Origin of the sequence: Pseudomonas triticicola, assembly GCF_019145375.1 — a bacterium.
GTDB classification, from domain to species: Bacteria; Pseudomonadota; Gammaproteobacteria; order Pseudomonadales; family Pseudomonadaceae; genus Aquipseudomonas; species Aquipseudomonas triticicola.
On the sequence record NZ_JAHSTX010000001.1, the window covers coordinates 1,451,388 to 1,463,746 of the forward strand.

9 protein-coding genes are annotated in these 12,359 nt (G+C 62.0%); 2 read left to right on the forward strand and 7 right to left on the reverse strand.

Annotated elements, in window-relative coordinates:
- Nucleotides 1-7: 7 nt before the first annotated feature.
- The 4 genes from KVG85_RS06565 to KVG85_RS06580 all read right to left on the reverse strand — a co-directional run bounded on the left by KVG85_RS06565 (nt 8) and on the right by KVG85_RS06580 (nt 4,687).
- On the reverse strand, nt 8-523 hold the full coding sequence (locus KVG85_RS06565; RefSeq protein ID WP_024013038.1) for a hypothetical protein: 516 nt from the start codon (nt 521-523) through the stop codon (nt 8-10).
- Complete coding sequence (locus tag KVG85_RS06570; RefSeq protein ID WP_225926639.1) at nt 520-1,227, reverse strand: hypothetical protein; 708 nt, start codon at nt 1,225-1,227, stop codon at nt 520-522. Before KVG85_RS06570 ends, KVG85_RS06565 begins: the two co-directional genes overlap by 4 nt.
- 172 nt (nt 1,228-1,399) lie before the next feature.
- Nucleotides 1,400-2,695 (reverse strand): OprD family porin, encoded by a 1,296-nt coding sequence (locus tag KVG85_RS06575; RefSeq protein ID WP_217863329.1) that lies wholly within the window; start codon nt 2,693-2,695, stop codon nt 1,400-1,402.
- A 288-nt stretch (nt 2,696-2,983) separates the two neighbouring features.
- Nucleotides 2,984-4,687, reverse strand: coding sequence for an amidase (locus KVG85_RS06580; RefSeq protein WP_217863330.1), 1,704 nt, complete (start codon nt 4,685-4,687; stop codon nt 2,984-2,986).
- A 309-nt stretch (nt 4,688-4,996) separates the two neighbouring features.
- Here KVG85_RS06580 and KVG85_RS06585 point away from each other — a divergent pair, with 309 nt between their 5' ends.
- On the forward strand, nt 4,997-6,112 hold the full coding sequence (locus KVG85_RS06585; RefSeq protein WP_110600494.1) for an AI-2E family transporter: 1,116 nt from the start codon (nt 4,997-4,999) through the stop codon (nt 6,110-6,112).
- A gap of 10 nt (nt 6,113-6,122) precedes the next feature.
- The gene (locus KVG85_RS06590; RefSeq protein WP_071172514.1) at nt 6,123-7,736 is read left to right on the forward strand and encodes a mechanosensitive ion channel family protein; all 1,614 of its coding nucleotides are present in this window, start codon (nt 6,123-6,125) and stop codon (nt 7,734-7,736) included.
- Nucleotides 7,737-7,739: 3 nt separating this feature from the next.
- Here KVG85_RS06590 and KVG85_RS06595 read toward each other — a convergent pair whose 3' ends face one another.
- From KVG85_RS06595 to KVG85_RS06605, 3 genes are all read right to left on the reverse strand, one after another.
- Nucleotides 7,740-9,017: an OmpP1/FadL family transporter gene (locus tag KVG85_RS06595; protein ID WP_217863331.1), complete on the reverse strand. Its 1,278-nt coding sequence runs from the start codon at nt 9,015-9,017 to the stop codon at nt 7,740-7,742.
- An 86-nt stretch (nt 9,018-9,103) separates the two neighbouring features.
- Nucleotides 9,104-10,606 (reverse strand): glycine betaine/L-proline transporter ProP, encoded by a 1,503-nt coding sequence (gene proP, locus KVG85_RS06600; protein WP_024013032.1) that lies wholly within the window; start codon nt 10,604-10,606, stop codon nt 9,104-9,106.
- Between the two features lie 378 nt (nt 10,607-10,984).
- A complete protein-coding gene (locus KVG85_RS06605) occupies nt 10,985-12,283 on the reverse strand; it encodes a carbohydrate porin (RefSeq protein ID WP_217863332.1) in 1,299 nt (432 codons plus the stop codon).
- Nucleotides 12,284-12,359: the final 76 nt, after the last annotated feature.

Here is a 12,359-nt window from a genome sequence, read left to right on the forward strand (position 1 = left end):
GCGCTGTTCATTGCGCGACTGCCGGGATCAGCCGGTCCTGCTGCACATCCTGCGCGAAGGCGCGGGCGATGCGGCCGAGGTTCTGTTCGCGCATCTCGCCGCCCTGATCCAATAGCCAGACGTATTTTTGAGTGATGTTGCGATAGGTGTATTGCTTCAGTCGCTTGTCACCCTGGTACACGGTGAATTCGGTTTGCGTATCGAATTCGTTCGACAGCGGCAGCAAGAACAACGTCGCGGTGCTCAGCAGAATCACCGGAAACGGCGGCAGGTGACGTTCCACATTGAGTTTGACCTGCACGTTGTACTCGTCAGCTTTACCGCTGCCGGTTTCGATGGTGCGGAACACACCGGTCTGACGCAGGTGGTTGCGCAGGCTGGAGCCGTTTTCCGGGTCATCGACCATAACGTGAATCGGCTGCAGATAATCCTGAGCGTCCGTAAGCGTACGCTCGGGCAAGGTGTTGGTCGCCGCGCAACCGGTCAACAGAGCGGCGGCGGTGAGGGCGATGATTTTTTTCATGGTTTGGCGTCCACGGCAATACCCGGGATGGGGCCGGTGAAGATGTAGGGCTGAGCACTGTTCAGGTCGAGTTTCAGCGGTTGCAGCGTTGGCAATCCTGGCGCCAGACGTTGCGCAATCAGCGCATCGCGGGCGTTCTGATCACTCCAGCGGAACGCGCAGAAACCGGCTGTCAGGCAGAACGAGCGGAACTCGCCGATGTAATAGGCCTTGCCGGGTTCCAGGCGCATCGGCAGGTTGAATTTCTCCCGCGCCTCTCTCGAGGTGAAAACAGTGCCTAGCCCAGGTTGATAACGTGCGGAAAAGAACTGGAAATCATAGAACTCGTAATCGCCCGGCTTCAGGGGAAGCACGAATACGCTCGCTGCGCCGACACCGTCCTGAACATCCTGCGGCGTGGAGTAAGCGCCGGCCATTTTCCAGACGCCGGCCGCACCGTATTCGGAACCGCGTTTGCGGAAAAAGATTCGCTGGTTGTCAGCGGCTGATTGCTTGAGTGATTGCGGCCCGATTGAGCCAACGAGATAACTGACTGGCTCGCTTGCCTTGGGTTGCAAGGGTTCGCTGACCCAGGAAGCGCTTTCGGTAATGCAGCCGCTGAGCGTCGCGGCGAGCACGACGGCCGCTCCGAGTTTGAATAGCTGAAACATGTACATCCCTGAATCTGCTTGCGTTGATTGACTACAAACAGGAAGGTCAATCAATGCCTTCCTGGCTTGGCTTTTTATGCGGGGTCGCAGAATAAACGAGGTGATGGCACTTGGCTAGCTTCTGGGGGCGCTGCGGTACGCTGAAATCATTTGATTTTGATCTCAAGGAGCAAACTCAGGGTTTGTGGCCGACGCAGGAACCTGTGGGCGGGTTGATCGTGTTACCTCAAAAACCCAGCGGGTACTGAATGACCACGTAAATCCGGTCAATGTCATCCCCGGCCTGCGCTTCGTTGGCGCGGTGGGTTACGTGCGACAGTTGCACCGACAGATCCTTCGCGGCGCCGGACTGCACTACATACTTCAGGTCGATATCGCGTTCCCAGTGTTTGCCGCCGCTGCCTTGTTGCGGTTGATAGTCGCCGCTGTCGGTGTCGAACGGGTTGTAGGCGCCGCCCCTCGGCGCGTGCGTTCCGTCGATGTGGCTGCCGCTGACGTAGCGGGTCATGAAGTTCAGGCCGGGGATGCCGAAGGCGCCGAGGTCGAGGTCGTAGCGGGCTTGCCAGGAGCGTTCGTTGGCGCCGTTGAAGTCGGCGTATTTGATCGAGTTGGCGAGGTAGATCGAGTCGCCACCGACGAAATCGAACGGCGTGTCGCCATTGATCCGCTGCCAGCCGAGCATCACCGCGTGCGCGCCGACGCTGTATTTGCCGGAGAGGCTGAAGGCGGTGTTGTCGATCTCGCCGGCCAGGGCGCGGCCGGTGTCGCGGGTGTGGTAGAGGTTGGCGTCGAGCAGCACGCCGGACTGTTTGAAGTGCAGGTTGCCGTAGTACTGGTGCCAGGTGTCGCTCAGTTCTGAGGCGTAGAGTGCGCCGCCGACCGGGCTGGAGCTGAACAGATCGGCACCGACGAAGCTGATGCCACCCGCTTCGGTGTTGGCGCCGTAACCGTTGAAGTTGCCCTGGTCGGAAGAGCTGTCCTGGTTCTTGAACGCGGTGAAATGCCCGGCGACCAGATTGACGTTGTCGAACTCGGCGCTGTTGAGCAAAAAGCCTGTGGCGTATTCCGGTTGCAGGCGTTTGTCGGAGGTGTCGAAGACCGGGGTTTCTACGGTCATTTCGCCGAAGGCGACGGTGGTTCGCGAGACCTTCAGCTTGAACGCACCGCCGGCGCTGGAATAGTTGTTTTCGCTGCGACCATCGCTGTCGACCGGTAACAGGCCGGTGCCGGAATGGCCCTTGCCGCCGTCGAGTTTCAGGCCGGCGAAGGCGTGGGCATCGATACCGAAACCGACTGTGCCCTCGGTGAAACCGGATGAGAAGTTGCCGATAAAGCCCTGTGCCCATTCCTGTTTGTAGTTTTTTCCGGAGGGCGTGGGCGAGCGGTAGTCGTTGCTGAGGTAGAAGTTGCGCAGCAGGACATCGCTTTTGGCGTCGTCGAAAAAGCCGCTGGCATGGGCGGTGCCGGTCAGACCGCAGAGCATGGCGAGCAGGGTGAGGCGGGAGGGGGCGCGGTTGATCATGGTCAGGGCCGGTGGTCATCAGGATGGCGCTGATGATCGGCGGATTGGCCTGGAAAGGATTGGGCCGGTGTGCTGAGTTCGTAGCCTTCACACCAAACCCTGTGGGAGCGAGCCTGCTCGCGAATGCGGAGTGTCAGTTAACAAAAATGCTGACTGACACAGCGCTTTCGCGAGCAGGCTCGCTCCCACAGCTTGAGTCGGGGTAGTCAGGTGGAAATGTGGCGGCTGTCAGGCCGCCATCGCTGGCAAGCAAGCTCCCACAGGGTGTGTGGGAGCTGACACAGTGCATTAAGCCAGCGGCGGTGTACGCGGTGGGATCTGGCGTTTGCTGCCGGTGGATTCGAAGGCGGCGGCCAAGCGCAGCAGGTTCGAGTCGTCGTACGCGCGGCCGGCGAAGGTCAGGCCGACGGGCATGCCGATGTCGGCCATCACGCCCATGGGCACGGTGACGGTTGGCACACCGAGGTGGCGGATCGCGAGGTTGCCGTTGGCCACCCAGACGCCGTTGCTCCAGGCGATATCCGCCGAGGTCGGGTTCACATCCGCATCCGCCGGGCCGACGTCGGCGACGGTGGGGAACAGCACTGCGTCGAGGCCGAGGCTGTCCATCCAGTCTTCGAGGTCGATGCGTCGGGTCTGCTCCAGACCACGCAAGCCATCAGGCACGGTTGGGATTTCATTCCACGGCGTGATGCCGCGCTCGGCCATGCGCACGTATTCGTCCATGCCGGCGGCCAGATCGCCTTCGCGGTTGGGCAGGGTGCCCGGGTCGTGCGGGAAGATCTTCGGCCCGTCGACGTCAACCAGACGATTGAGTTTCGGGTCGCCATTGGCTTGCAGGAAGTCGTCGAATGCCCAGGCAGTCAGATCCCACAGTTCATGGTGGAGGAATTCTTTCGACACCAGCCCACGGGTGAACACGGTTGGCGCGCCAGGGCGGTCGCCTTCGCAGTTGGAGACTAGCGGAAAGTCGGTTTCGACGACTTCAGCGCCAGCGGCTTCCAAGGCCTGACGCGCCTGTTTCCACAAATCGATCACGGACGCGCGGGTGTTGATGCGCTGACCGGTCGGGCCGCCAATGCCGGGGGCTTCGCTGGTGCCGGCGTCCGGGTCGGCGTTGATGTACATGCGCGGGATGGCGAAGCGTTTGCCGGCCAGGGCTTTGGCATCGGCGGCCAGTTCGCTGTAGGCAGCCGGGCGCACTTCGCTGACGCGCGGGATCGGCACCCACGGCTGCAAGCGCCAGAGGTCGCCACGGGTGTCCGGGTCTTCGGCGACGACCACGTCGAGCACTTCGAGCAGGTCGGCCATGGTTCGCGCGAACGGCACGACGACGTCCATAGTCGGGGTCAACGGCCAGTTGCCGCGCACCGAGATTACGCCGCGCGACGGGGTGTAGGCGCACAGGCCGTTGTTCGACGCAGGGCCGCGACCGCTCGACCACGTTTCCTCGGCCAGACCGAACGCAGCGAAACTCGCAGCGGTCGCGGTGCCGGCGCCGTTGGACGAGCCGGAGGCGAACGGGGCGGTGAGGTAAGCGGCATTGTACGGGCTTTCAGCGCGGCCATAGACGCCGCGTTGCATGCCACCATTGGCCATCGGCGGCATGTTGGTCTTGCCCAGGCAGATCGCCCCGGCAGCGCGCAGGCGCTCGATGGTGAAGGCGTCGCGATGGGCGACCAGATCGGCGAACGCCGGACTGCCGGAAGCGGCGGTCAGGCCCTTGACCAGATAGCTGTCTTTGGCGGTGTAGGGGATGCCATCGAGCGGGCCGAGGGTCTCACCTTTGGCACGGCGGGCATCGGAGGCGCGGGCTTCGTTCAGTGCTTCGGGGTTGCGCACGACGACGGCGTTGAGTGCCGTCGGGGTGTCGGCGCCATCGTAGGCATCAATGCGTGCCAGATAGGCCTGCACCAGCTCCACGGCAGTGGTCTGGCCGGATTCGAGGGCGGCGCGCAGTTGGGCGATGGAGACTTCGGTGACTTCGATCATGGGGTCACCTGTTGAGCGTGGATGTTCTGGGCAGGGGTTTTCATAGCGGTTCTCGTGGCACGGCTTGAAGCGACAAGGTCGGGACTGGCGCCTATTTAACACCATGCGGCGGGCGGAGTAATCGGTGGGGTGATGGTTTTGTTGGTAGATGGCCTGAGCATCCGTGCTGCCTGACCTTGCGCTTTCGCGAGCAGGCTCGCTCCCACACCGTGTTGCGTAAAGCGATAATGCCGCGCCCCGCAGGAAGACCGGCCGAACATGTTCTAGGCTCAGCGCATCCCGAATGCTGCACCGCTCAGGAATGTTGCCATGGAAGAAAAGCCGCTGATTGCCTTCAACAGTTCCAAAGCCTTGCTAGACGTACTGATCCGCGCCGGGTTGATCGCGACCCTGGTGCTGTTCTGCTACGACATTTTCCATCCGTTTCTCAATGTGATGCTGTGGGCGCTGATCCTCGCGGTCACGCTGTACCCGCTGAACCAGAAACTCGGCGCAAAACTCGGCAACCGCTACGGTTGGGCGGCGATTGTGCTGGTGTTGCTGGGGCTGGTGATCCTGATGGTGCCGCTGAGCCTGCTCGGCGCATCCGTGGCCGATTCGGTGAAGGTGGGCATGCAAACCGTGGAAGCGGGGCAGTTCGAGATTCCGCCGCCGCCCGCCAATGTCGCCGACTGGCCGCTGATCGGCGCGCCGTTGTATGGCATCTGGATGCACGCTTCGCAGGACCTGAGCTGGGTGTTCAAGGAACTGGCGCCGCACCTGACCAGTTGGGGGCGGGTGCTGTTGCATCAGGCCGCCGGCGTCGGCGCAGGCATCGTGGTGTTTGTCGTTGCACTGATTGTCGCTGGACTGATCATGACCCACGGCGAACGCGGCCATCGCACAGCGGTGGCGATCACCACGCGGATTTCCGGCCCGGTGCGTGGCCCGCAGATCGCGCAGTTGTGCACCTCGACCATTCGCGCGGTGGCGCAGGGCGTGGTCGGTATCGCCTTTATCCAGATGATCCTGATCGGTGTGGCACTGGTGATCATGGGCGTGCCCGCTGCCGGCGTGCTGGCGTTGATGGTGTTGCTGCTGGGCATCATGCAACTGCCGGTGCTGTTGGTTACCGTGCCGGTGGTGGTGTTCGTTTTTGCCCATGACGGCGTCGGTGCCGGCACGATCATTTTCGCCGTGTGGATGGTGATCGCCGGGCTTTCCGACAACGTGCTCAAACCGATGTTGCTCGGCCGTGGCGTTGCCGTGCCGATGCCGGTGGTGCTGATCGGCGCGCTGGGCGGCATGGTCACCAGCGGCATCATCGGCCTGTTCACCGGGCCGGTGATCCTGGCGGTCGGTTATGAATTGTTCATCGGCTGGGTTTATCAACCGGCCGACGTCAGCGAAGTGCTGGACGAAACCTCTCACGACAATCAGCCATAAGGAACGGCGCATGCGTAACAGGCTGATGGTGCTGGCGATGCTGCTGGCTGCAACACTGTGGTCCGGGCTCGGCCAGGCACTGGAAGACACCACGACAGCAACGGACGAAGCGGTAGAACTGAAAGTGGCCAACCGCAGCATCATGCTGTTTCGCGCGACCATCCTCGGCGAGGCGCCGGCCTCACGGGTGAAGCGGGCGAAGCGGGTGATCAGTGAAGCGCTGGAGGAAGACCCTGAGCTGAAAATCAGCACTGATTCGATCCAGAACAGTTACATGGTGCTGATCGGCAATACCCGTGCGTTTATCGTTGCACCGAAAGACGTCGACAGCCTGGCCTATTCCTCGGTGCAGGAAGCCGCCGAAGGCGCAGCGGAAAAACTGCGCCAGGTGGTCAACGAGACCCGTGAGGCGCGTAACGTGCAGATGATTGTGCGTTCGCTGGCGCTGGCGGCGGTGGCCACGCTGATCTATCTGGCGCTGCTCTGGTGCCTGTCATGGCTGCGCCACAAGCTGTTGGCGAAACTGCCGGCGCTGATGGATCGCCACACCAAGGCGCTGAAGGTCGGGCGGGTGCAACTGATCGATTCGAATTTTCTCTACCCGTTGGTCAGCCGCTGTCTGTTGTTCCTGCGCTGGTTGCTGATCCTGCTGCTGTCCTACGAATGGCTGGGCTTTGTCCTGTCACGCTTCCCGTATACGCGGCCGTGGGGCGAAAGCCTCAACAACTATTTGGTGGAACTGGCCGGTTATCTGTTACAGGGCATCGTCGATGCGATACCGGGGCTGGGCGTGGCGCTGGCGATTTTCTTTATCGCCCGGGGCGTGACCGCATTTACCCGACGCATCCTGCGCCGGATGGCCGCGCCGGGGACGTTCAGCTGGCTCAACCATGAAACCCTGCAACCGACGCAACGCCTGACGGCACTGGCAGTCTGGCTGTTTGCGCTGGCGATGGCTTATCCCTATCTGCCCGGCGCCGGGACCGATGCGTTCAAAGGCTTGTCGGTGCTGATCGGCCTGATGATTTCCCTTGGCGCCACCAGCGTCGTCGGGCAAGCGGCGGCCGGATTGATCCTGACCTACACGCGGACTTTGCGCCCCGGCGAGTTTGTCAGGATCGGCGAGTACGAAGGCACCGTCACCGAGCTGGGCATGTTCACCACGCGGATTCGCACCGGCCTCGGTGAAGTGCTGACGCTGCCCAACTCGATGATCACCGGCACCGTGACCAAGAACTACTCGCGTACCGTGCAAGGCCCGGGCTACGTGGTCGACACGGTGGTGACCATCGGCTACGACACGCCATGGCGCCAGGTCGAAGCGATGCTGCTGGAGGCGGCCAAACGCACGCCGGGCGTGCTCGAAGACCCGCCGGCGCAGGTGTTCCAGACCGCGCTGTCGGACTTCTATCCCGAGTATCGCCTGGTGGCCCAGGCCATCCCCAGCCAGCCACGTCCGCGCGCGGTGTTGCTGAGCATGCTCCACGCCAATATTCAGGACGTGTTCAACGAATATGGCGTGCAGATCATGTCGCCGCATTACCTGGGCGATCCGCAGCAGGAAAAACGCGTGCCGCCGGAGCAGTGGTTCACCGCACCGGCGCAGGCACCGAAGGATGAGTGATCCCTAGAAACGCCAGACCACGCCGCCGCCCAGCACATGCAGGGCGGCGTTTTTGTATTCGCCGGAGACCGAGCCGCCGGAGCGTGCTTTGGTCTGTTGCACGTCCATGTCACCGAGGTAGATCAGCGTGTAGCTCATGTGCACGTCGACATCGTCCTGCAATGCATAGCTGACCCCGGTCGCCAGGCGCCACGCTTCGTTCATCGGGTTGTCGACGGTGCGATCCTTGTCATCCACTGCCGAGGAGTCGTAACCGAGGCCGACGTTCCAGCGCAGTTTCGGGTCGATCTGGTGCTGCGCGCCGATCGAGGCATGCCAAGTGTCCTTGTATTGCCGCTGCGCCGTTCTGGCAGTCGAGCCCAGGCCGGTATCGACTTCCACGCCGACCTTGCCGAAATCGCTCCAGTCCTGCCAGCCGAGGCTGCCGAGCAGCGTCCACTGCGGATCGAGCTGGTAGGACACGCTGGTGGTGACGGTCTGCGGCACGTTCATGTCGACGTTCAGATGATCGGCGTCGAGACGGTTGAGCGCCAGACGCAGCAGCGGATTGGTGATTTTCTTCAGCTCGGGTTTGTCTTCGAATTTGAGCTTGATCTTGCTGGTCCAGGCCAGCCCGAGCTTTGTGCGCTCGTTGAGGTTGTAGAGCACGCCGACGTTGGCGCCCGTGCCCCAGTCGGTGTCCTTGTAACGCAACTGACCATCCTCGGCGTTGCCCAGACCGAGCACGTTATTGTTGACCGCCACTTCGGTGCGGAAGTAGCCAAGCATGAAGCGCGGGCCGAGGCCGACGGACAGGTCGTCAGTGATCTTGTAGGCATAGGTGGGCTGGAACGACACACCGATAATGGCCGACTCCTGAGCGAAATAGCGCCCGGCCCAGTCATCGTCGTAGTCCAGCGCCAGACCGAAATTGCCGTACATGCCGAAGCCGATCGAGGAGCGCTCATCGAGTTGATGGCTGATGAAGAAGCTGGAGCCGGGCAGGTACTTCAAGGCGTTGCCACCTTCGTTGCCGCCGAAGGTATTGGCGTTGTCGCGGGAGAAGCTGACGTCGCCGAGGATCAACTGCGCGTTGAAGTTGATCTGCGTGCCGGCCAGTTGGCTGATGCCCGCCGGGTTGGTCATCAGAATGCTCGGGTCGCTGGCCATGACCGCAGAGCCGGCGTTGGCCAGCCCGGTGCCTTCGTGGCCGGCCTCGTAAATCATGATGCCGCCGGCTTCGGCCTGGAGGCTGGCGAAGAGCAATCCGCCAGCGACCGAACTTTTCATCAGCTTGAACATGTGAACTCCTTGAATGGCATGCAATCCGGTTTCAAGGCTAGCTCAAGCTCAGCGCGGCGTCGGACCGATTGCCGACGCCGCACTGATCAATCGATGCGCGGATGCTGGAGCGCCAGTTCCTTGCGCTTGGCTTCCAGCGCGGCGATTTCGGCATCGATGTCTTCGATTTTCTGCTCGATGTTGTCGTGGTGTTCTTGCAACAGCTCCTTGGCCTCTTCGAGGTCGGAAGCCGCCGGGGCCGCGCCGCGCAAGGGCTTGTTGGCGGTTTCCTTCATGGTCACGCCAGTGACCAGACCGACCACGGCGATGACCATCAGGTAATACGCAGGCATGTACAGATCGTTGGTGCTTTCCACCAGCCAGGCCACGGCAGTCGGGGTCAGACCGGCGATCAGCACCGAAACGTTGAAGGCGCTGGCCAGCGCGCTGTAGCGGATGTGCGTGGGGAACATCGCCGGCAGGGTCGAGGCCATCACGCCGATGAAGAAGTTGAGCAGCACCGCGAGGATCAGCAGGCCGGAGAAGATCAGGCCGATGCTGCCGCTGTTGATCAGCATGAACGCCGGAATGGCGAAGATGAACAGGCCAATGCTGCCGACGACGATGAAGGGTTTGCGGCCGATCTTGTCGCTGATGAAACCGATCAGCGGCTGCACGAAGAGCATGCCGACCATGATCGCGATGATGATCAGCACACCGTGGTTTTCGCTGTAGTGCAGGTTGTGCGTCAGGTAACTCGGCATGTAGGTGAGCAGCATGTAATAGGTGACGTTGGTCGCCGCTACCACGCCGATGCAGGTCATCAGGCTGCGCCAGTGTTTGGTTGCGACTTCCTTGAACGACACTTTCGGGCCGCCGGCGAGGCCTTCGCGGTCGCCTTGTTCGAGTTTTTCCACGTGCTGCTGGAACGCCGGGGTTTCTTCCAGGGCGTGGCGCAGATACAGGCCGATCATGCCCAGCGGCAGGGCGAGGAAGAACGGAATCCGCCAGCCCCATTCTTCGAAGCGCTGTTCACCAAGAATGGTTGAAATCAGCACCACGACGCCGGCGCCGAAGACGAAACCGGCGATCGAGCCGAAATCCAGCCAACTACCGAGGAAGCCGCGCTTACGGTCGGGCGCGTATTCAGCGACGAAGATCGAGGCGCCGGTGTATTCGCCACCGACCGAGAAACCTTGGGCCATTTTCGCCAGCAACAGCAGGATCGGCGCCCAGATGCCGATCGAGGCATAGGACGGAATCAGGCCGATGGCGAAGGTGCTCAGGGACATGATGACGATGGTCGCGGCGAGGACTTTCTGCCGTCCGTATTTGTCGCCCAGCGCACCGAAAAACAAACCGCCAAGCGGACGGATGAGGAAGGGCACGGAGAAGGTCGCCAGCGCGGCGATCATTTGCACGCCGGGATCGGCGCCGGGGAAGAAGACCTTGCCGAGCACATAGGCGACAAAGCCGTAGACGCCGAAGTCGAACCATTCCATGGCGTTGCCCAGTGCGGCGGCGGTGATCGCCTTGCGCATCTTGGCGTCGTCGACAATGGTGATGTCTTTCAAACCGATCGGTTTGACGGTGTTCTTGCGTGATTTCATTGCGCTGTTCCCGCTCGCTGATCCAGATTACCGCTGCGATGCCATCTCCATGATGGCGCCGGCTCTTCTGGCTCAGATACATGCGGACACGAAATAATTCACCGGTGGGCTGGAATTAATTTCCTGCCCGCCGCAAATCCTCTGTATCCCGCTACGGCAGCGGCGAATCCAACTCTCCGACCTGACCCAAACCCCCTGTGGGAGCGAGCCTGCTCGCGAAGGCGGCGCTACATTCAACATCGCAGTCGCCTGACCCGGCGCTTTCGCGAGCAGGCTCGCTCCCACAGTGGTTTTGTGTTTTGCAGGGATTTTGCGCACGCCGCCAATCCTGTAGGAGTGAGCCTGCTCGCGATGACGGCAGCCCTTTCACCACAAGGCTTAAAGCGCAGCCTTCACCTGCAAACCCACCACCAGCGCATTATCGATGTCCTGCCCGGAAAACGCCCCCGGTTCGATGATGTATTGCAGGTTCGGGCGCAGGGTCAGCCATGGGGTGGCCTGATAGCCATAGCCCAACTCAATCAACTGTTCGGCACTGTCGAGATTCGGGAACGCAGCACCATCGGCCAGCGCGGCATCCTGCTGCACATCGCGGCTGCGCGGGTTCGGCACGGCGCGGCCATAGCCCAGCGCCACGGTGTCACGCGGGCGGCCTTCGAACGGTTTGTACAAAACCACGCCGGTGCCGTACCACTTGCTGAACGGCGAGGCGGCTTCACTGGCCGCCGAATACTGACCGAAAGCATGCAGGCTGCGGCCCTCGGAGGTCGGCGAACGCCATACGGCCTGATCGATCAGCAAATAATGCCCGCCACGCCCGGACACCTCGTCGTCGCTGCCAATGCGTTTGACGTCGGAGCTGTCGTAGTAATAGCCGAGCTTGTACTCACCCGGCAGCTCGCCGGCGTGCTTGTACACCAACTCGATCGGCACGACGGTGCCGGTGGTGTGCTTCGGCCCCAGATGCCAGGCGCGGCTGGAATTGCCGTTGCTCTCGGGGTCGACGTTGAACGCTGCCACACGCAGCTGCCAGGACGGCGACAGGTTGTATTTGACCCGCACGCCCAGACGAGCGTTGGGGTAGTTGGTCCAGCCGCTGCCGCCGGACATGTTCAGCGGGTGACCGCAGAAACCGGCGTTCATGAAGTTGCACAGAATGCCGCTGTCGAGGCCGCCGAGGTCGTTGCCCATGGCCATGTAGCCGAGCTTCACGTTCAGCGCCGGGGTGAACAGGCTGCGCTCATAACTCAGTTCAGTCAGGCGCGTGTACAGGCCGCCGTAGTTTTCCTGAATCGGCAGGCGGTTGCCGACCAGATCTTCCGAAGCGCTGTTGCCGCGCCGGTCGTTGATGGTCAGTTGCACTTTGCCGGCGTTGTCGACGCCGTAGAGTTTGCTCAGATCAAACTGCACGCCGAGCTTGATGTTCTGCGAGTAGCGCGCCGAACGGTGCAGGCCGCCGTCGGCGTTGTAAGCGGTTTCGCCGCTGTAATCGCCAGTGAACTTGATGCCGTCTTCATCGAGTTGATGACGCAAGCCGCCCCAGTCACCGGTCAAGGTGCTGCGGGTCAGCAGATCGGAATCGCTGGCGGCCAGCGCGGGGAGGGCAGTGGCGCAGCTCAGGCCCAGCAACAGGCCAGTGGAAAGCTTGGTACGAGAAAAGCGAACAGCCGATGACATGTGAATCCTTCCTGCTGAAATCTTTAACGCAATAAAACGGCGACGCGGTGCTTTGGGGCACCGCGCGCTGGGGGGA